This is a genomic window from Roseateles chitinivorans, assembly GCF_050632145.1.
GTDB classification, from domain to species: domain Bacteria; phylum Pseudomonadota; class Gammaproteobacteria; order Burkholderiales; family Burkholderiaceae_C; genus Roseateles; species Roseateles chitinivorans_B.
On the sequence record NZ_CP192577.1, the window covers coordinates 4,664,754 to 4,681,495 of the forward strand.

Below are 16,742 nucleotides of genomic sequence, written 5' to 3' on the forward strand. Positions count from 1 at the left end.
GGGTGTCGGCTTGCTTTGCCACCCAAGTCCAAGTTTTGCGTCGAGCGGCTTTCTGTTTGCCCGTAGCCCTGAAGAGCGCTTCAGTCGCATTACTGATAAGTCTGACAATGTGCATTACTGGCGCCCCGCTATAGCCAGTAAGTCATTGATTCACAAATAGAAACAGCCCCGAAGGGCTGTAGCAAAATGAGACAAGGGCCGGGCGTTATGACGCCTTCCGGCCCTTCTTCGCGTGGGACAAGCGCTCAAGGATGGCTTCCCAGACTTCGCGCTCTTCGGGGGCGGTCGCGCGCTCAAGGTTGACCAGGGCCACGGCTTCGAGCGGATCGACGCCGGCCAGCTCGCCAAGCCGCATGGCTATTGGGTTTCCGGGCTTTGAGGCGGTGTGGCGGTAGGTCGAAATCTTGCTCGGATCAATGCCCAGCAGCTTGCCGATTCGGTAATCGGTCACGTCGCCATGGCGCTTTTTCGCCATGTCGATCAGGTCGACGGTCTTGAGCATGGAAACCCCCGGTTTCGTGGCGTTGCGGATACAGGCGGCGACTATATCCCTGGCAAGCAGCTAGGACTATTCACTACGCCGCTTGCATATCTCCTAGCCACGGAGATACCGTGCGGCCGCCGCCCCGGATGTTTTCTCCCCGGTTCCGCCGGGGCGGCCCCGTGAGGGGTGGGGAGAGACAACGAACCTGGGGGTTCCATGCGCTACACCGTGAAGACCGTCGCTCAGACGCCGGTCCAAGTCGAGGCCGTCGCCGGCCAAGTCGTCATCAACGGACTGGCCCTGCTGCCGCACGAAGCGGACATGATCGGTCAGGCCCTCAGCCGCTGCGCTGATCGCGCCGAGAGCATCGCCGCCGAAGCCGCGGCGGCCCTGGAACCCCAAGCCGCCTGACGCCATGGGCAGCATCGCAAATGCGCTGCGGCGCTCGCGTGACCACGCTCGTCGGTCCGTCAACCTCGCCCTGCTGTCGCTCGCCATCAACGCGGCGACGCTGGTCCTGATCTTCTGGGGGCCGCGATGAGCGAGGCCATCGCCGCCGGGCTGTTCGATGCCCTCAAGCTGGTCCGCATGACCGAAGCGCTCGTTTGCAAGGACGGGACGAGCCTGGAGCTGCGCGACAACATCGGCGCCGCCCGGCTCAATCTCGTGTGTGCAATCGCGCTGATTCACGCGGGAGTCGCGGTTGCACCGTGTGGCCGTCGCCACGAAGGCGAAGCGCCTTGCCCACTGCCGGCCGGAACGCGCTGCCCGGACTGCTCCAGTGTGGGGATGGGCTGATGGGCCGCCACTACACCGAGGACGGTCCCGAGGACACGGGCGCCTACGTCGGCGGCGTGGCGTGCAGCGGGCACAACGGCTCGTTGCATCCATACCGCCACCCTCAACGCACGCCGTCGCTCATGACGCCGGAGCAGCGCGCCGCCTGGAACGAGGTGCGGTCGCGCCTGCTGGTGCGAGCGAAGGCGACCGAGCTGCAGCAGCTCCGGGGCTGACGATGCGGTACCCGGGAGGGAAGGGCGGGGCCGGCGTCTTTCAGGCCATCATCAACCAGTTTCCGCCGCACAGGGTCTACTTCGAGCCCTTCGTGGGCGGCGGCAACGTCTTCGAGCGCAAGGCGCCGGCGGCATCGTCAGTGCTGGCGGACCTTGATCGCGAAGTGGTCGAGCGCTGGCGTCTGGCCACCATCGGCAGGGCCGACGTTGAAGTACTGCACGGTGACGCGTTGGAGGTGCTGGCGGCTTTCGACTTCAAGGGCGATGAGCTGGTCTACCTGGACCCGCCCTATGTGCACAGCACGCGCCGCGACCTGAATCTGTACCGCTTCGAGATGAGCGACGCCGACCATCGGCGCCTGCTCGATCTGGCCGCGTCGATCAAGGCTATGGTCGCCATCAGCGGCTACCGGTCGCCCATGTACGACGACTGGGCCGCCGAGCACGGCTGGCGCCGGATCGACTTCAACGCCATGAGCCGGCGCGGCGTGCGCGTCGAGTCGCTCTGGATGAACTACCCGGCCCCGGCCGTCCTCGCCGACTTCAGCTATGCCGGATCCAACTTCCGAGAGCGCGAGCGGATCAAGCGCAAGGCGGCTCGCTGGTTGCGGCGATGGGAGCAGCTGCCGGATGTGGAGCGCGGCGCGATCCTGGCCGTGATGGCAGAGCGCGGCATCGCCTATCCACCTGGTCACACCGGCAAGGCTGGCGATGGGATCCCATCGGTGGAGCTGGCGATGGGTGATCGCGTCGACCAGGGGCAGGCATGACGATGCTGCAGCAGCAGACCGAGCGCATGCGCTGCATCCTGGCGCAGAACGCCACGAACGCAGAGCGCCGCGACACCGCATGGGCCGTCGGGCAGGTCGATGACTTCCCGGTGGCCTGGGCAGGCAAGCTGCTGGCGCGCTGGCGCCACGCGCGACCGGTCGACGCGGCCGGTGCAAACCTGGAGCTGCTCAAGACCGCATCCGCCATCGGCCGCGCGCACCGCTCGGGCGTGGCGGCTGACGCCAACGACGGCGAGATTCGACAGGAGGCGTCCACGCTCGCCCGCGACACCGCGCGCCGGCTGGACGGCATGCAACGCGCCTGGGCGGTCGAGCTGGCCGACCGTGAGCCGGCGCAGCGTGACCGGCTGATGATGTTGGCGTCCCTGCTGGAAGTCCTGCACTGGTCGAGCCTGCGCGGCGTCGCCGGCAAGGTGCTGGCGCATGCGCGCCGGCACATCCCGGGCGCGGTGGCGCGCACGCGCTGTGAGCGCTTCTGGCGCGGCGTGCTGCGCAGCGTCCACGCTACCGCCGTCGAGGCCACAGCGCGAACGATCGGGCTCGTCCACAAGCGCGCCGGCTGCTACGTCAGCAACGAGTCGCTGGCGCGCCGGCTGGGCCAGCGCAAGCGCAACGAAGCCGCGCTGGAGAGCGTCGCCGCTGTCAACGAACACGGGCAGGAATACACGCTGGCCGAGCTGGCGGCCAAGGGGCCGGCGAACCGCGCGATCCGCCGCATGGAGCTGATGACGCGCATCGCCGGTTTCGAGCTGATCGCCAAAGAATGCGGGCACGAAGCGCTGTTCATCACCGTGACGTGCCCCAGTCGCATGCACGCGTGGAGGACCCGGCCGGGACAGAGCTACGGCGTCGAGCCGAACCCGAAGCACGACGGCACACAGCCGGACCAGGCGCAGGCGTACCTCTGCCGCCAGTGGCGCAGCTTCAGCGAGGCTTGCCGGCGCTCGGGCGTGGAGCTCTACGGATTCCGCATCGCTGAGCCGAACCACGACGGCACGCCGCACTGGCACGCGCTGATGTTCTTCCCGCCGGTCGTCGCGCGCGGCACGCTGCGCAAGAACCACCGCGCCGGCCGGCCGGTGGCGCTGCGCGTCGTGCTGAAGAAGCTGCGGCAGTATTTCCTCCACAACGACAGCGCGACAGAGCGCGGCGCGCGCCGCCGCCGGGTCGTGGTCGAGCGGATCGACTGGACGCGCGGAAGCGCCGCCGGCTACATCGCCAAGTACGTCTCCAAGAACATTGACGGTTACAAGGTCGACAAGGACCTGTACGGGAACGACACCCTCACCAGCTCCCTGCGCGTGGACGCGTGGGCCAGCACCTGGAGGGTTCGGCAGTTCCAGCAGATCGGCGGCGCGCCGGTCGGCGTCTGGCGCGAGCTGCGCCGGCTGCATCCCGATCAGGGCGACACCTCCCCAGCTATCGCGATGGCGCTCGATGCGGTCAATGTCACCGCGGGCGCCGTCGACCACGAATGGGAAGCCGCGCAGCGGTACACCGCTGCCAATGGCTTCGCCACCTATCTGCACCTCCAGGGCGGCCACCGCGTGCCGCGGCGCGAGCTGCGCCTACAGGTGCTGCGCGAGTCCACGGGCGAACTGGGCCGCTACGGCGAGGCCATGCCGCCCAAGGCCGTCGGCGTCGTGACCGTCGAGCGCCGCGCAGAGGACGTGCCGGCGTTCGGCATCGTGCCGGCGTTCCGGCGCTTCCGGACCGTGCGCCGCGAAGTGATGAGCGAGCGGGCCGACTGGCTCGTGGTGCCAAAGGGCTTTGTCGCGCAGGCACGCGCTCGCCTGGAGGCTCCGGCGGCGCGCGCAGCGCGGCGCCCTTGGAGTCCTGTCAATAACTGCACGCGGCCGGATCGGCTCTTCGCCGGGCCGGTTGAGCGTCATGCAAAGCGGGGCCGCTGGCACCGCTGGGAAAAGGGAGCCGGGGGGCTTCAACCACAGGAGAGTCCCGAATGGGCAACACCGACACCCCCGAATCTGGCGCCAACGCCGTCACCGAAACCCTGACCCTGGAGCAGCTAAGCGAGCTGGCGACGGTCGCCGCGAGCCACCCGGCCGTGGCGCCGCCGCTGCGCGAGCTGGTGCCCGCCCTGGTCGCCCTGGTGCGCAGCCAGGCCGAATTCATCGCCTCGTTCCAGGGCTGAGCGATGAGCGCGGACAAGCCGAAGTCGGTGCTCATCGGCTTCGGCGTCTGTCCGCTGTGCGGGGGAAAACCCACGTCAAGCGGATCGACGCCGAAGGGAAGCGGCCCTACAGCCACTGCCTGGACGAACACGACAAGGGGTGTAGCCACACCCACTACGCCACGAACGCCCAGCAGGACGCGCTGATGCGCGGGCTGATGCGTCCCGTCGCTCCGCTGCCTAGCGCTACGCCCGCGGCGGCACCGGTCGCCGATCCGGCGCCCGCGCCGCCTAGCCCGCCTAGCGCTACGGCGCCGGCAGTAGCGCCAGCGCCTCGCAGGCGCGGTTTGTTCGGGTAAGGCAAGGGGTAGACATGGACGCACAACGTTTGGAGGCCCTGGGCGGCCTCGTGGATGACGCGGACGCCGCGGCCGGGCCGACGCCAGAGCAGGCGCAGCAGCAGGCCGAGCAAATCGCCGTCGAGGCGGCGGCGGATCAGGGCGCGCGGGAGTGGGGCATGCTGGCCTACACGATCGGCAACGCGCTGGCGATGTTCGCGCCGGAGCTGAAGCACGTGTACACGGAGGATGCTTGCCTCGCCTGGGGGCGGTCCGTCGTGCCCGTCGCCGATAAATACGGCTGGAGCGGCACGAGCAAGGTGCCCGAGCTGGGCATGGCGCTCGCGACCATCAGCCTCGCGGCCCCGACCGTCATCGTCATCCGGCACCGCTTGCAGAATCCGGACAAGGACAAGGGCGGCATGCTCACGCAGCTCAAGGACTGGTGGCGCAACAAGCGCGCCAAGAAGGCGTCAGAGATCGTGCGCGACGCCACGGACAAGGCCGCAGAGGGGATGGCCCATGACGGCTGACCTGGAGGCGCGAATCTGGGGCGTCGTGGGCGCCAGCGGCACCGGGAAAGGCATCTGGATCAAGGACCAGATCCGGCGCCTGAAGTCGCCGCGGATCATCGTCTGGGACTTCAAGAAGGAGTACGAGGACGCCGCGGGCAAGCGCCTGTCGCCGACCCTGGCCGACGTGCGCGCCCAGGTGATCGCGGCCGGCGACGGGCCGCTGCGGGTCAGGTATTGCCCCCGCGGCGCCGGAGAGAAGGCGCTGCGCAAGGAATTCGAGGGCCTGTGTGAGCTGGTCTACGCCGCGGAGCACTGCGTCTTCGTGGCAGAGGAACTCGCCAACGTCACCACGCCCGGCTGGGCGCCCGCGGCGTGGCGAAAGATGACCACCAGCGGCCGGCACGCCGGCATCCACATCATCGGCGCCACCCAGACGCCGGCCCTCGTGGACAAAACCTTCTTGGGCAACTGCACCCTGATCCACGCCGGGCCGCTGCGGGAGTACGCGCACCGGGTAGCGGTCGCGCGCTCGATGGACATTGACGAAGGCCGCCTGGCCAAGCTGGTGAAGTTCCAGTGGCTCGAAAAGGACTTCGACAGTGGCGAGGTCACGACGGGTTTCACCTACCCGAAGGGCTTCAAGGCGGCGCCTACGCCTAGGCGGGCTAGCGGTACGTCTACCGACTCGCTGGACCCTGGACGCGAGCCCACGGATGCCCCGAAAGTGAAGGCTCGTTAGGGCCCCCCGCGGGCCATGTCCATCGGCCCGCGGGCCACCCACCGAAAGGATTCATCGTGAAAGAAAAGCTCATCTTCGCCGCCGAAGTCGCCGTGGTCTTCGCCGCGCTGTACGCGTTCCAGAAGCACGTCTACAAGGTGCCGGTGATCGGCGACTACCTGCCCGGCGGCCAGTAAGCCAGCCCGGTAGCAGACGCAGCCCGGCCGTGCGCCGGGCGCCATCACACACGAGAACAGGACGACCACCATGGGCTACAAGCTCAAGCTCACCAACCTGCAAAACGTCGCGCCGGGCAACACGGCCACGCTCAAGGCGCCGGCCGGCCCGGGCGCTCCGACGTATGACCAGATCCGATTCACGCTGTCGGGCGGCATGACGCCCGCGCACATCGAGTCCATCCGGGGAAAGGCCAACGGCCGCATCTTCCTGGATGAGCAGGCCGGCACGGTTGTGAACCGCCGCGACGCCTATCGCGGCATCTTCACCAGCGCCAACTACGTGACGCTGGATTTCACCGAACCCAAGAGCCGCAACGGCGCCGCCGAACAGCTTCTGGCCTCCGTGCCGGCGTCGCTGCTCCAGTCGCTGGACTTCGAAATCAAGATCGCCGCGGGCGCGCCGGCCAACGGCCGCATCGACGCCAGCGCGAACTATCGCCCGCCGGTGAACAACCCCTACATTCGCAAGCTGCTGAACACCACGCAGAGCTTCTCGGCCGCGGGCACCGAAGCGTCGCCGAACATCATGTACCTGCCGGTCGGCGGGGCGGGCGGCAAGATCAAGCGCGTCTGGGTCCGCGAGTCCGTCAACGGGCTGGTGACCGGAGCTCAGATCCGCATCGCCAACAACGTGGTCCACGAGGTCACGCGCGCCCAGGTCGAGGACGATCAGAAGCGCAACGGCCTCGCGCCGGACGTCGGCATGTTCGTGCTCGACTTCATCGAAGACGGCAACCTCGCCGGCATGCTCGACACGGCGGGCGCGCCCAACGTGGAGCTGCGGCTGGTCACGTCCGCGGCCGGCACCTTCGGCGTGGACTACGAGCTGGTCGATCCGATCGGCCGTCTGTGATCGGCTGAGCCAAAGGAGTCAGCATGGCGGGCATCTTCGACATTCCGGGCTACTCGGATTGGACTGGCAGCGGCATCCCCGACACCAGTCTGATCAGCGTGTGGGACACGGCCAATTCCTACGGCCAGAACCCGCAGAACACGCAGCCGCGCACCGCCGACACGGTGCCCACCAATGCCATCGGCTCGATGCAACCGATTCAGTCGGGCGGCTTCGACATGGGCAACTGGGGCGGCTTCCTGCAACAGGGGCTCGGCGCGCTGCTGGGCTACGGCCTGACGAAGGACGCCGTGCAAAGCGGCGTCGTCCGGCCGGTGGGCGTCCTGCCCAACGGTCAGCAGGCGCAGGGCACGGTACAGCCGGGCCAGGCCTACGCGCAGCCGCAGATCCTGCCCGGCATCGGCCTGACGCAGATGCTGCTCATCGGCGGCGTGATCTTCGCCGTCGTAAAGCTGGCGAAGTAAGGGGCGTCCGATGCCGATGCCTCCCATCTCCCTCCAGACCCAGGCCAGCAGCAGCGCGTCCGGTCGTCAAGACCTCGCGGCCAACTTCGGCAAGACGATCAATTTCGGCGGCTCCGGCATGCTCGCGCAGGCCATGCCGCTGATGTTGCTCGCTGTCGTCGGCCTGCTGGTCCTGAGTCGCAACCGGAAGTAGCCCATGGGCCTCCTGAGTGGCTTGATGCCCAGCTTCAGCGGCGGCAGCGGCATCGGCAACAGCCAGTCGCAGCAGCAGAACAGCTCGGAGACGACGGACATGTCCGTGGTCGGCGCCGAAGGCTCGATCAATTCGAGCATCAAGCAGACCGTCTCGGGCAGCAACAACGTCATCACGACGACGGACCACGGCGCCGTGTCGGGCGCGCTCGCGCTCGCGATGCGCGGCGTCGAGGGCTGGCAGAAGACGGCGCAGGACGCCATCAGCGGCAGCAATGACCTCATGGCGGGCATCTTTGATGACAACGCCAAGCAGGCCGCGAACCTGACTCAGGCCGTGGTCGACCTCAAGACCAGCGACGTGCGCACGCTCGTCATCGCCGGCATGGCGGTGATCGGGCTCGTGGGCGTCACGCTGTTGCGAAACAAGAAGGTGGCCTGATGGACTTCACCACGACGCTGAAAGCCGGCGTGCCGCTGCGGCAGGGCACGGCCGGACGCATGCTGATGATTCTGGACACGGGGGCCGCGGGGAGCATCGCCGTGCGCATCAGCATCCCCCTTGCCACGGACGAGGAAATCAGCCAGGCGCGCAAGGGCTTCAAGGCCCGGCTTACTGGCGCGATCCCGTTTGACTCGGTCACGTTCACCTCACCGGTGGACACGACGATCCGCTACGTCATCAGCAACAACGACATCGATTTCGACCTGACGGACGGTGCGACGGTCAAGGCGGAAATCCAAGGCTTGCCGCTGCCGGTGTCGAATGACCGCGGATCGCCGGGGAACCTGCTCTACGTGTCGGGTGTGTCGCTGAGCGACGCGCCGGCCACGGCCGCGGCCAACAACGGCCCGGTGGCGTGCAGTCCTGTGGCCGTCGTGGTCGCCGCTGCCAGCGCGAACCGACGCGCGCTTCGCATCGCCAACATCGGTCCGGACCCGGTTGCCATCGGCGCCGCCGGCATCACCTGGGCAAAGCGCTGCGTGGTGCTGGAGGTGGGGGATATCTGGCTAGAGGACCGCGGCGCCAATCTGGCGTGGTCGGCCATCACTGACGCCGGCAAGACTGCGAGCGTCAACGTTCAGGAGGTCACGGCGTGACCGGCCTCATCAAGCGATATGCCACGCGGCCAGAAGTGGCTGCGGCAGTGCTGGGTCTGTCGAGCGCACTGGCTGCGCCGGCCGGCGCCGGCATGATCGGATTCGATGCGACGCTTGCGCCGGTGTCCTCGACGCTCCAGAAGCGGGCGGCGCTGGACTACTGGACGCCATCGGATTACCCATGGCTCGCAAAATTCGACGGCGTGACCGACGACACGGCGGCCATCGCGGCGTGTGCGACAGCCTGCCGGGCAGCGGCCGTGAAGAAGGGTATGCGCCTGCCGATGGGCAGGGCGGTCGTCTCCGCTTCGCTGGATCTGTCCGGGCTGGTCGTTGACGGTCCGGGCGAAGACAAGTGCGTGCTCCAGGCCACCGCGGCCCAGTTCGATGTCGTGACAACGACCGGCGAGACGGACCTGTTCGGGTTCACCATCTTCGGCGGCTGGGACGGCGCGACGGCGGGCCAGGCCGGCGACGGCATTGCGGTCAAGGCGGTGGCGCCCGCCTTCCCATACAACGTCCACATCGACGGAATCCGCCTGCTCAACTGCAAGCGGCGTGGCATCTACATCGAGCGCGGTGGATATGCGTCCATTACGCGCGTGCGCTGCAACGCGTCCGGGCTCCACGGGCTGGAGCTCTACGGGCCGGACGCCGCGAATGCCGCGACCACCGTCAAGGTGGATCAGTCGTGCATCTTCAGCGACACGCCCAACGGCCGAAGCGTGAAGATCACCAACGGCGTGAACATCACGATTGACACCCTGATCAGCGAGAACACGGGCGGAATCGAGCTGCTCGGGCTGTCGAACCGCAACATCGCGATCACCAACAGCTACCAAGAGAACACGGTCGGAACCGAGTGGGTCACTCTCACCGGGTCGGGCGTGGGCCTGCGCATGTACGGCAACTACGGGGTGGGCTATCGCATCACGCCGTCCGCCAACTGGGACCGCGTGGTGATCGGAGGAGACAACACCTTCGACATCGCATCGGGCGCAATCCCGGCTGGATGGAAGCTTCTGCGGGGTACTAGCATCCAGATCGTGGGCGGCGCCGAGACGACGACCGCCACGCTGGGCGGCGTCAACTTCACGGCCTGTCAGTGCACGCTGCCGCCGGGGATCTGGATGATCCAGGGCACCATGCAGACTATCAACAGCGCGGGTGCGACGCTGGTGAGCGCAGGGTTCCGGCTCACCAATTCGCCGGCCGCCAACGTGGTCGCGACGACGGGCGGCGGATTCATCTCTGACGAAATCCTGGTTGGGCCTTACAGCGCCGCCAACGCTGCATCGAGGCCTAGCCTGACCGTCATCTACGAGAACACGACGGGCGCGAACGAGACGTTCTATATGCGCGGCTTCATCAACATCAGCGCGGGGACGATTGCGTACAAGGGCGCCATGCGTGCCGTGCGGATCGGCTGACCATGAGGCCCGCCCAAGCCCTCGTCCTCACTGCGGCGGCCTCCGTGCTGATCGTGGCGTCTCGCCGCTCCGGCGGCCAGATCGAGGCCGGGGAGGGCGACTACCTCGGCGGCTTCAGCACCAGCGCGCTCATCGACTCCGGAGAATCGCTCTTGAACCAGATCACCCAGGCGCCGGCCAACGTCGACGGCGACACGGCGGCGCGCAACACCGCCGCATTCCTCACGATGCTCCAGTACGCAGAGGGCACAGCGGGACAGTTCGATCCGTACCGGGTCTGCTACGGCTACAGCCACACCATCCAGGACCTGAGCAACCACCCGGCCGTGACCGGCGAGTGGCGAGGCCAGCCGCTCTCGGACTCGATGTGTGAGCTCGCGGGCTTCGGCCCTGGCTGCGTCAGCTCCGCGGCCGGCGCATACCAGCTGATCAAGGGCACGTGGCTCAGCGTGCAGCGAGCGCTGAGCCTGCCCGACTTCTCCGGCCCGAGCCAGGACGCCGCGGCCGTGGAGCTGATCCGCCGCCGCGGCGCGCTGGAGGATGTGAAGGCAGGGCGCTTCACCACGGCCGTGGGCAAGTGCCGCAACGAGTGGGCCAGCCTGCCGGGCAACTACGCGCAGCAGGGGCAACGCAGCATCGAGACGCTCGCCGGCTGGTACGGCGAAGCCGGAGGGACCATCGCATGAACACGAATCAGCTCATGACCATCGGCGCCGTCGGCTTCGCCGGCTTCGCGCTGTACTACATCACGCGCACGCCGGGCAAGACCCTGGCGAGCCAGCCCGGCCAGCAGCAACGCGACGCCGGGCTACAGCAGTGGATCGACCAGCAGCTCCCCACCGATTGGTACAAGTCGGGCGTGTTCGATTACTCGGCGCGTGTCACCCCGGCCCTCAACGGATCGGCCCTCTTCGGCACCGGATACCTCTTCTGACCATGAAAACCGAACACATCATCGGCGGCCTCATCCTGGCCGTGCTGGCCTACCAGGCCGGCAAGAACAAGTCCGCGCAGCTCGCCGCGCAGGTCCCGTACAACGCCGTCAACACGCCCGCCGATTGGTGGACGTTCGCCGGCATGTGGAACACCTGATGGACGCGGGCGACGCCAAGGTGATCGCGATCGGCGCCGCCGTGGCGGTCGTCGGCGTGCTCGTGTGGAAGGGCGCCGGCAAGATCGGCGAAGTCCTGTCCACGGACCTCAATCCGGCCAGCGACAAGAACCTTGCCTATCGCGGCGTCAACGGCATCGGCTCATGGCTGTCGGGCGATCCGGATTGGTCGCTGGGCACCGCGATCTATGACGGGCTGCACAACGCGGACGGCTCGTTGAAAGAGGGCGGTTACGACTACTTCGGGTCGTACTGGCAGGGCCTCTACGCTGGCACCGCCAACAGCTCGGGGTCGAGTGTGGCCACACCGACGCCCACGCAGGCCGTGGACGAATACTTCAAGAATCCAAGCATGTGGGGCTTCTGATGATCGATCCATTGACCGTCCTGGCCGCCTTCGGGCCGCTCGCCGTCGACCTGGGCAAGTCGCTGATCAACCGGTTCGTGGCCACGGACAACTTCAAGCCGGCGTCCATCGCCGAATGGCTCCAGATGCGCACCAGCGAGCTGGAGCTGTTCAAGGCGATGCAGGACACCGGCGCCGGCCAGTCGTACCCGTGGGTGGAGGCCATCGTGAAGCTCCAGCGGCCGACCGTGGCCGTGCTGGTGCTGGGCACCTGGGCGTGGCAACAGATGACCCTGCCGGGCGGCGCAACGGCCGACTGCACGAACTTCGCATCGGCCGTCGGCTTCTACCTATTCGGCGACCGGACCCTGTTCTACGCCAAGCGGGCGGGAGGCCCGACGAAATGAGCGAAAGCCTGCTGATGGCCCTCGCGACGGTCGCCATCAACGGCGCCGTCACGTGGGGCGTGGTGTCCACCAAGCTCGCGTGGATGCGCCGCGACCTCGATGCGCATGACTCGCGGATCACCTACCTGGAGCGCCAGGCGTGAAGGCCCCCGCATTCGTTCCCAAGCCCGCGGAGATTGGCCGGGAGGCCATCATCGTCATGGGCGGTGCGCTGCTCGCGGCGCTCATCATCGGCCAGCTACCCGGCGTGCGCGCCTGGATCAAGAAGCAGTGGGACGGAGCGCCGCAGGTCTGACCTGCAGGACCGTCACAACCGGCGATGAACGCCGGCCGCCACCGCCAGAGATGACGGCGCTCGAGCCCCGGTGATGCTGGCGATGCCAGCTCGAGGACTTGCCGGCGACATCGCCACCGGGAGCGATGTGCGATCGCGTCGACCAGCGTCATGGCTGACGGTGCTACCAGGTGGATCCAGCAGCGTCAGAACTGGCGGGCCGGCACCGGACGCGCGAGAAGTTGGGCCGGTAATGGCGCGCTGAAGCTTGGCGTGTTGGCCGCACCGAAGTCCCCCAACACCAGCAGGCGCGCCAGCTCGCGCTCCAGGGCCGTCCTATCGCACCGCATCGCGTCCACCAGTTGGAGGGCGAGGCGTCGGCCTTCCTCTGCGTGCTGGACGCGATTGGCGGCCTCCCGCTGGCCGTAGCTGGGTGCCGCCAGATACAGGGCAAGCATGACCGGCCTCGGTGCGCGGTCGACCTTGAGCCAACGGTGGGCGGTGCTCCGTGAGACACCGAATGTGCGTGCCAGATTGGCGGCGGAAGGACGGGAAAAGTCGGACAAAAGCACCGACAGAGCCGGCATCCCGGCTGGAATTTGACCCCCTAACATGAAGCTCCCGAAGACGTCTAACGTCAGTTGTTCTTATTGACGTCCCAGCGTATGTGCGCTAACGAACGGCGATCAGACGATAAAACAGGGCTTCAGCCGCCAGCTTTAAAAGGCTGACAATGTGCATTATGTGACGTTATGGAAACGCACAAAGGCTGGTCCCGGCTCAGCCAGATCCGCTCTGCTGGACATCACTCGACGCTCCGCCCGGACGGAGTCGCCGCACCGGGCGTTGCGCGTCGAAACTGTCGCGCCAAAAATGCGCCCAACGCCCCTGCAAGCCAGCCGCCCAATAGAACGCAAAGAGTCGCCTCAATCACCAGCGCGTCCACCGCGCCATACGAGCCGTCGCTGAACTTCGCGGCCTCTCGATGTGGGTCAAAGTACTTCGCAACCTGCAGAGCAAGAAGCGAAGACAGATATCCCGCCACCGCTCCAACCACCACGGCGGTCCACCGACGGCGCTCGCCGTGGAGGAACAGCGCGATCAGTGACAAGCTGGTCAAGACCGACGTGCTGATCAAGTATGGCCATTGCATCTGAGGCACGCGGACAAAGGCAGTGATGATTGGCCACACTGCCGCGTTGACGATGACAACAGAAAAGATGATCAGCAGAGTGAACTGAGATCGTTTCATGGCGCGTGTCCTCGCAAGGCCTGCTCTTGTGCTTCGGCGGCATCAAGCGCGATGGCTTCGACCGCACTGTCGGTGGAGCGTCGGTAGTCTATCTATTTGCCCAGTCAGCGCCATCAGCAGGTAGGCCAGGGAGGCCAGGTAGTGCGACGCGTGGTCAGGGGACTACCCTCGCCTTCCGCGTTCTCCGCGCTCGGCGCGCCCACGATGAGCCGGCGCTCGACGCCGGGAACGATGCGTCCAAACGCGCACAGACGCTACCCGTTTCGAGGCATGTCCGTCGCCGCGGTCCCGATGGCGTTCATCGGCTTACACCTCGTACTGGCTCGACATTGACAGTCCCTGGCCTCGCCCGTAGCCTTCGCTGCCGAAGTTAAGCGTTTAACTTCCGACTAGACGCCCCTGGCGAAGGAGACCTCCCGTGAAGCCTTTCCACCGTACCCCGCACTGGCGGCAGACGGCCGTCATGGCCGCCGTGCTGGCCCTCGGCGCTTCTGCGCAAGCGCTTGACCTGAGCGCCGGCAATCGCCGCATGCCGCTGCCCGGTCTCTACGACTGGCGCAAGGCCGGCTACGACGAAGGCGCCACGCTGCCGACCGAGGCCGACGTCGCCACGACGATCTTCGCCGTCAACTTCGGCGTCACCGCCAACGACGGCAGCGACGACAGCGCGGCCCTGCAGGCGGCCATCGACTCCGGCGCCGGCGGCGGACCCCACGCCTACCGCAAGCTGGTGCTGCCGGCCGGCACGCTCAACCTCTCGCGCGAGATCCACGTCCGCTCCAGCTACCTGTGGATCGTCGGCGCCGGCAGCGACCCGGCCAGCGGCACCAGGCTGGTCTTCAAGCCCGACGCCAACACCCGCTACGACGTGCTGAGCGCGGACAAGAGCCAGCCCGACATGGCCGGCATGGGCTCGGGCGCCGGACAGATGGGCTGGGCCTGGCCCGGCCGCGGCATGTTCCGGGTGCAGACCACCGCCGTGCACGCCGACTACGCGAGCGACTACGCCGCCGCGCCGGCCAACCGCAAGGACATCTTCGAAGGCAGCGTGAACCAGCACTGGAAGGCCGGCGTGAAGGTGCGGCAGAGCGCGCCCTACGCCGCCTTGAAGGGCGCCACCGTCATCCCGCTGGACACCTCTGCGGCCATGTCGCGCTTCAGCGTCGGCGGCTACGTGCTGATCGCGGCCGCCAACACCCGCAAGATGTTCGTCGACGAGATGGGCGCCGATTGCGCGGCCACGCCCGACGAATGCGTGAACGGGTTGATGAAGTCGCAGATGTTCAAGGTCGTCGCGGTGGACGCGGCGAACCGCACGCTCACCCTCGACAAGCCGCTGGAGTTCGATCTCAACCGCGACAACGTGGCCGACGGATCGGCCACCCTGCCCTCCACCGAGGGAGGCCCCGGGGTCGCGTACTACAGCAAGGCCGTGCCGCTGCAGGTGGTGCGCGGGGTCGGCTTCTCGAACCTCTACGCCGAGATGGCGCTCAACGGCCTGCCCAAGCTGGGGGCGGCAACTATGCGGTGACGCCCGCCCAGGCGATCCACAACTACGGCAACCTCGCGCCGGAGTACGCGATGCACGGCATCGTCTTCAAGTGGGTGGCCGACGCCTTCGTGCGCGACGTGAAGCTGGCCATGACCGGCTCGCATCCGATCGTCACCGAGTTCGCCAAGAACATCCAGGTGCAGGACAACGCGATCGACGGCGCCTGGAACAAGGGCAAGGGCGGCAACGGCTACATGCGCGGCAGCAAGGTGTGGGACTCGCTCTACGCCAACAACCGGCTGAGCAACGTGCGCCACTTCACCTTCCAGTGGGCCGCCTCGGGCAACGTGGCGATCGCCAACCAGATGGACTGCGACCTGAACCTGCACGGCGGCTGGGAACGCAACAACCTGATCGAGCTCAACGTGAGCAAGGTGCCCTTCAACCACTCGTCGGGCAGCTGCACCGCCAACTGCGGCGGCGAAGGCGGCGCCGGCGACACGGGGACCTGGTATCCGGTCTACTGGTCCACCGGCCGCAAGGCGCACTGGGCCGGGGCCACCGGGCCGAAGAACGTCTTCTACAACAACGTGATGAAGAAGGAGCGCGACGCCAACGGCGACCGCATCGGCGACGGTTTCAACGGCACCGACTCCGACTACCTGCCGTACTACAGGACCGACGGCAGCAGGCAGCACGTGATCTTCCAGTTCGGCGTCGATTCGGGCAACGAGGCGGTCTACAAGCACCTGGAGACCGCGCCCGGCGCGAAACTCGCCGACTGGGGCGGTGGCGAGACGCTGGACTACGCGATGAGCCCGCGCAATGGGGTCAACAGCAGCCGGACCGATGGCGCCAGCGCGTCGCTGTTCTTGCTGAACGTCGCCGCGCCTGCGCCTGCGCCTGCGCCTGCGCCTGCACCTGCACCTGCGCCTGCACCTGCGCCTGCACCTGCGCCTGCACCTGCGCCTGCACCTGCACCTGCACCTGCACCTGCACCTGCGCCTGCGCCTGCGCCGGGCCAGATCGAAGTCAAGGCGGTCTTGAACCAGGACGACGGCAAGCAGACGAAATACAACCTCGCGCTGCGCAACCGCGGTACCGCGCCGCTGTCGAACCTGAAGGCCCGCCTCTACGTCGACGTTTCGGAATTGCTCGCCAGCAACCACGCGCCGTCGACCGTGGTCTGCGAGGAACGATCTGGCTCCAGCCTGCCGCTCTTCTCCTGCAGCGCCTTGAAGCCGTATGCCGGCAACGTGTACTACGCGGAGCTGGACTTCGGCAGCTACCAGCTCGCGGCCGGCGTGACGCTCAACTACAACATCACCTTGCGCCTGTCGGATTGGGCCCCGGTGTGGAATGCGGCGAACGACTACTCGCATGCCGGACTGAACGCGAGCACGGCGGTCGTCACCTCGCGCATTCCCGTGTTCAGCGGCAACACCTTGGTGGGCGGCGCCAACCCGTGATCGTTGCCATCGAGGGCCCCGGCCAGGACGTCACCATCGATGGCCAAGGGCTGGCCGGGCCCTCTGATCTCAGCCGCCGGGAGAAAATGGCAGCTTAACGAACGCTGATGCCGATCTCCCGT

The 16,742-nt window shown here is 67.3% G+C and carries 27 protein-coding genes; 24 read left to right on the plus strand and 3 right to left on the minus strand.

The genetic code is table 11. From position 1 onward, the window contains the following. Positions 1–205: 205 nt before the first annotated feature. Complete coding sequence (locus ACQ86G_RS21435) at positions 206–502, minus strand: hypothetical protein (RefSeq protein ID WP_431257198.1); 297 nt, start codon at positions 500–502, stop codon at positions 206–208. Between the two features lie 198 nt (positions 503–700). Here ACQ86G_RS21435 and ACQ86G_RS21440 point away from each other — a divergent pair, with 198 nt between their 5' ends. The 22 genes from ACQ86G_RS21440 to ACQ86G_RS21545 all read left to right on the plus strand — a co-directional run bounded on the left by ACQ86G_RS21440 (position 701) and on the right by ACQ86G_RS21545 (position 12,428). Next, positions 701–895, plus strand: a complete 195-nt coding sequence (locus ACQ86G_RS21440) for a hypothetical protein (RefSeq protein WP_431257199.1) — start codon at positions 701–703, stop codon at positions 893–895. A 4-nt stretch (positions 896–899) separates the two neighbouring features. Next, positions 900–1,025, plus strand: a complete 126-nt coding sequence (locus ACQ86G_RS21445; RefSeq protein WP_431257200.1) for a hypothetical protein — start codon at positions 900–902, stop codon at positions 1,023–1,025. After that, positions 1,022–1,282, plus strand: a complete 261-nt coding sequence (locus tag ACQ86G_RS21450; RefSeq protein ID WP_431257201.1) for a hypothetical protein — start codon at positions 1,022–1,024, stop codon at positions 1,280–1,282. Before ACQ86G_RS21445 ends, ACQ86G_RS21450 begins: the two co-directional genes overlap by 4 nt. Then, a complete protein-coding gene (locus ACQ86G_RS21455) occupies positions 1,282–1,497 on the plus strand; it encodes a hypothetical protein (protein ID WP_431257202.1) in 216 nt (71 codons plus the stop codon). The genes ACQ86G_RS21450 and ACQ86G_RS21455 overlap by 1 nt, the downstream gene beginning before the upstream one ends. 2 nt (positions 1,498–1,499) lie before the next feature. Beyond that, entirely contained in the window at positions 1,500–2,267 is a 768-nt protein-coding gene (locus ACQ86G_RS21460; RefSeq protein WP_431257203.1) for a DNA adenine methylase, read from the plus strand. Then, positions 2,264–4,303, plus strand: coding sequence for a replication endonuclease (locus ACQ86G_RS21465; RefSeq protein ID WP_431257204.1), 2,040 nt, complete (start codon positions 2,264–2,266; stop codon positions 4,301–4,303). Before ACQ86G_RS21460 ends, ACQ86G_RS21465 begins: the two co-directional genes overlap by 4 nt. Further along, positions 4,249–4,440 (plus strand): hypothetical protein, encoded by a 192-nt coding sequence (locus ACQ86G_RS21470; RefSeq protein ID WP_431257205.1) that lies wholly within the window; start codon positions 4,249–4,251, stop codon positions 4,438–4,440. Before ACQ86G_RS21465 ends, ACQ86G_RS21470 begins: the two co-directional genes overlap by 55 nt. Before the next feature lie 352 nt (positions 4,441–4,792). Further along, the gene (locus ACQ86G_RS21475) at positions 4,793–5,290 is read left to right on the plus strand and encodes a hypothetical protein (RefSeq protein WP_431257206.1); all 498 of its coding nucleotides are present in this window, start codon (positions 4,793–4,795) and stop codon (positions 5,288–5,290) included. Further along, a complete protein-coding gene (locus ACQ86G_RS21480) occupies positions 5,280–6,011 on the plus strand; it encodes a hypothetical protein (RefSeq protein ID WP_431257207.1) in 732 nt (243 codons plus the stop codon). Before ACQ86G_RS21475 ends, ACQ86G_RS21480 begins: the two co-directional genes overlap by 11 nt. A gap of 246 nt (positions 6,012–6,257) precedes the next feature. Then, entirely contained in the window at positions 6,258–7,082 is an 825-nt protein-coding gene (locus ACQ86G_RS21485; protein ID WP_431257208.1) for a major capsid protein P2, read from the plus strand. Between the two features lie 23 nt (positions 7,083–7,105). After that, the gene (locus ACQ86G_RS21490) at positions 7,106–7,546 is read left to right on the plus strand and encodes a hypothetical protein (protein WP_431257209.1); all 441 of its coding nucleotides are present in this window, start codon (positions 7,106–7,108) and stop codon (positions 7,544–7,546) included. A gap of 10 nt (positions 7,547–7,556) precedes the next feature. After that, a complete protein-coding gene (locus ACQ86G_RS21495; protein ID WP_431257210.1) occupies positions 7,557–7,739 on the plus strand; it encodes a hypothetical protein in 183 nt (60 codons plus the stop codon). Between the two features lie 3 nt (positions 7,740–7,742). Further along, complete coding sequence (locus ACQ86G_RS21500; RefSeq protein WP_431257211.1) at positions 7,743–8,180, plus strand: hypothetical protein; 438 nt, start codon at positions 7,743–7,745, stop codon at positions 8,178–8,180. Continuing rightward, the gene (locus ACQ86G_RS21505; protein WP_431257212.1) at positions 8,180–8,839 is read left to right on the plus strand and encodes a hypothetical protein; all 660 of its coding nucleotides are present in this window, start codon (positions 8,180–8,182) and stop codon (positions 8,837–8,839) included. Before ACQ86G_RS21500 ends, ACQ86G_RS21505 begins: the two co-directional genes overlap by 1 nt. After that, on the plus strand, positions 8,836–10,269 hold the full coding sequence (locus tag ACQ86G_RS21510; RefSeq protein WP_431257213.1) for a hypothetical protein: 1,434 nt from the start codon (positions 8,836–8,838) through the stop codon (positions 10,267–10,269). The genes ACQ86G_RS21505 and ACQ86G_RS21510 overlap by 4 nt, the downstream gene beginning before the upstream one ends. A gap of 2 nt (positions 10,270–10,271) precedes the next feature. After that, on the plus strand, positions 10,272–10,955 hold the full coding sequence (locus tag ACQ86G_RS21515) for a glycoside hydrolase family 24 protein (RefSeq protein WP_431257214.1): 684 nt from the start codon (positions 10,272–10,274) through the stop codon (positions 10,953–10,955). After that, entirely contained in the window at positions 10,952–11,203 is a 252-nt protein-coding gene (locus ACQ86G_RS21520; RefSeq protein ID WP_431257215.1) for a hypothetical protein, read from the plus strand. The genes ACQ86G_RS21515 and ACQ86G_RS21520 overlap by 4 nt, the downstream gene beginning before the upstream one ends. Positions 11,204–11,205: 2 nt before the next feature. Next, on the plus strand, positions 11,206–11,361 hold the full coding sequence (locus ACQ86G_RS21525) for a hypothetical protein (RefSeq protein ID WP_431257216.1): 156 nt from the start codon (positions 11,206–11,208) through the stop codon (positions 11,359–11,361). Continuing rightward, the gene (locus tag ACQ86G_RS21530) at positions 11,361–11,747 is read left to right on the plus strand and encodes a hypothetical protein (protein WP_431257217.1); all 387 of its coding nucleotides are present in this window, start codon (positions 11,361–11,363) and stop codon (positions 11,745–11,747) included. Before ACQ86G_RS21525 ends, ACQ86G_RS21530 begins: the two co-directional genes overlap by 1 nt. Then, a complete protein-coding gene (locus tag ACQ86G_RS21535) occupies positions 11,747–12,133 on the plus strand; it encodes a hypothetical protein (protein WP_431257218.1) in 387 nt (128 codons plus the stop codon). The genes ACQ86G_RS21530 and ACQ86G_RS21535 overlap by 1 nt, the downstream gene beginning before the upstream one ends. Further along, on the plus strand, positions 12,130–12,276 hold the full coding sequence (locus ACQ86G_RS21540; protein ID WP_431257219.1) for a hypothetical protein: 147 nt from the start codon (positions 12,130–12,132) through the stop codon (positions 12,274–12,276). The genes ACQ86G_RS21535 and ACQ86G_RS21540 overlap by 4 nt, the downstream gene beginning before the upstream one ends. Then, a complete protein-coding gene (locus tag ACQ86G_RS21545; protein WP_431257220.1) occupies positions 12,273–12,428 on the plus strand; it encodes a hypothetical protein in 156 nt (51 codons plus the stop codon). The genes ACQ86G_RS21540 and ACQ86G_RS21545 overlap by 4 nt, the downstream gene beginning before the upstream one ends. A 185-nt stretch (positions 12,429–12,613) precedes the next feature. Here ACQ86G_RS21545 and ACQ86G_RS21550 read toward each other — a convergent pair whose 3' ends face one another. Continuing rightward, positions 12,614–12,865, minus strand: coding sequence for a hypothetical protein (locus tag ACQ86G_RS21550; RefSeq protein ID WP_431257221.1), 252 nt, complete (start codon positions 12,863–12,865; stop codon positions 12,614–12,616). 347 nt (positions 12,866–13,212) lie between these two features. After that, complete coding sequence (locus ACQ86G_RS21555; protein WP_431257222.1) at positions 13,213–13,659, minus strand: hypothetical protein; 447 nt, start codon at positions 13,657–13,659, stop codon at positions 13,213–13,215. A gap of 418 nt (positions 13,660–14,077) precedes the next feature. On the opposite strand from ACQ86G_RS21555, the gene ACQ86G_RS21560 reads away from it, so the two are divergent. Both ACQ86G_RS21560 and ACQ86G_RS21565 read left to right on the plus strand, forming a co-directional pair. Beyond that, the gene (locus ACQ86G_RS21560) at positions 14,078–15,190 is read left to right on the plus strand and encodes a hypothetical protein (RefSeq protein WP_431257223.1); all 1,113 of its coding nucleotides are present in this window, start codon (positions 14,078–14,080) and stop codon (positions 15,188–15,190) included. Continuing rightward, complete coding sequence (locus ACQ86G_RS21565) at positions 15,187–16,620, plus strand: hypothetical protein (protein ID WP_431257224.1); 1,434 nt, start codon at positions 15,187–15,189, stop codon at positions 16,618–16,620. The genes ACQ86G_RS21560 and ACQ86G_RS21565 overlap by 4 nt, the downstream gene beginning before the upstream one ends. Positions 16,621–16,742: the final 122 nt, after the last annotated feature.

What these genes read in the sequence shown, in the direction of transcription:
- ACQ86G_RS21475 (WP_431257206.1), top strand. Translation starts at nt 4,793, where the DNA reads ATGGACGCACAACGTTTGGAGGCCCTGGGCGGCCTCGTGGATGACGCG.
- ACQ86G_RS21465 (WP_431257204.1), top strand. Translation starts at nt 2,264, where the DNA reads ATGACGATGCTGCAGCAGCAGACCGAGCGCATGCGCTGCATCCTGGCG.
- ACQ86G_RS21540 (WP_431257219.1), top strand. Translation starts at nt 12,130, where the DNA reads ATGAGCGAAAGCCTGCTGATGGCCCTCGCGACGGTCGCCATCAACGGC.
- ACQ86G_RS21520 (WP_431257215.1), top strand. Translation starts at nt 10,952, where the DNA reads ATGAACACGAATCAGCTCATGACCATCGGCGCCGTCGGCTTCGCCGGC.
- ACQ86G_RS21435 (WP_431257198.1), bottom strand. Translation starts at nt 502, where the DNA reads ATGCTCAAGACCGTCGACCTGATCGACATGGCGAAAAAGCGCCATGGC.
- ACQ86G_RS21485 (WP_431257208.1), top strand. Translation starts at nt 6,258, where the DNA reads ATGGGCTACAAGCTCAAGCTCACCAACCTGCAAAACGTCGCGCCGGGC.
- ACQ86G_RS21550 (WP_431257221.1), bottom strand. Translation starts at nt 12,865, where the DNA reads ATGCTTGCCCTGTATCTGGCGGCACCCAGCTACGGCCAGCGGGAGGCC.
- ACQ86G_RS21495 (WP_431257210.1), top strand. Translation starts at nt 7,557, where the DNA reads ATGCCGATGCCTCCCATCTCCCTCCAGACCCAGGCCAGCAGCAGCGCG.
- ACQ86G_RS21500 (WP_431257211.1), top strand. Translation starts at nt 7,743, where the DNA reads ATGGGCCTCCTGAGTGGCTTGATGCCCAGCTTCAGCGGCGGCAGCGGC.
- ACQ86G_RS21440 (WP_431257199.1), top strand. Translation starts at nt 701, where the DNA reads ATGCGCTACACCGTGAAGACCGTCGCTCAGACGCCGGTCCAAGTCGAG.
- ACQ86G_RS21515 (WP_431257214.1), top strand. Translation starts at nt 10,272, where the DNA reads ATGAGGCCCGCCCAAGCCCTCGTCCTCACTGCGGCGGCCTCCGTGCTG.
- ACQ86G_RS21445 (WP_431257200.1), top strand. Translation starts at nt 900, where the DNA reads ATGGGCAGCATCGCAAATGCGCTGCGGCGCTCGCGTGACCACGCTCGT.
- ACQ86G_RS21535 (WP_431257218.1), top strand. Translation starts at nt 11,747, where the DNA reads ATGATCGATCCATTGACCGTCCTGGCCGCCTTCGGGCCGCTCGCCGTC.
- ACQ86G_RS21470 (WP_431257205.1), top strand. Translation starts at nt 4,249, where the DNA reads ATGGGCAACACCGACACCCCCGAATCTGGCGCCAACGCCGTCACCGAA.
- ACQ86G_RS21555 (WP_431257222.1), bottom strand. Translation starts at nt 13,659, where the DNA reads ATGAAACGATCTCAGTTCACTCTGCTGATCATCTTTTCTGTTGTCATC.
- ACQ86G_RS21480 (WP_431257207.1), top strand. Translation starts at nt 5,280, where the DNA reads ATGACGGCTGACCTGGAGGCGCGAATCTGGGGCGTCGTGGGCGCCAGC.
- ACQ86G_RS21450 (WP_431257201.1), top strand. Translation starts at nt 1,022, where the DNA reads ATGAGCGAGGCCATCGCCGCCGGGCTGTTCGATGCCCTCAAGCTGGTC.
- ACQ86G_RS21530 (WP_431257217.1), top strand. Translation starts at nt 11,361, where the DNA reads ATGGACGCGGGCGACGCCAAGGTGATCGCGATCGGCGCCGCCGTGGCG.
- ACQ86G_RS21490 (WP_431257209.1), top strand. Translation starts at nt 7,106, where the DNA reads ATGGCGGGCATCTTCGACATTCCGGGCTACTCGGATTGGACTGGCAGC.
- ACQ86G_RS21460 (WP_431257203.1), top strand. Translation starts at nt 1,500, where the DNA reads ATGCGGTACCCGGGAGGGAAGGGCGGGGCCGGCGTCTTTCAGGCCATC.
- ACQ86G_RS21455 (WP_431257202.1), top strand. Translation starts at nt 1,282, where the DNA reads ATGGGCCGCCACTACACCGAGGACGGTCCCGAGGACACGGGCGCCTAC.
- ACQ86G_RS21505 (WP_431257212.1), top strand. Translation starts at nt 8,180, where the DNA reads ATGGACTTCACCACGACGCTGAAAGCCGGCGTGCCGCTGCGGCAGGGC.
- ACQ86G_RS21525 (WP_431257216.1), top strand. Translation starts at nt 11,206, where the DNA reads ATGAAAACCGAACACATCATCGGCGGCCTCATCCTGGCCGTGCTGGCC.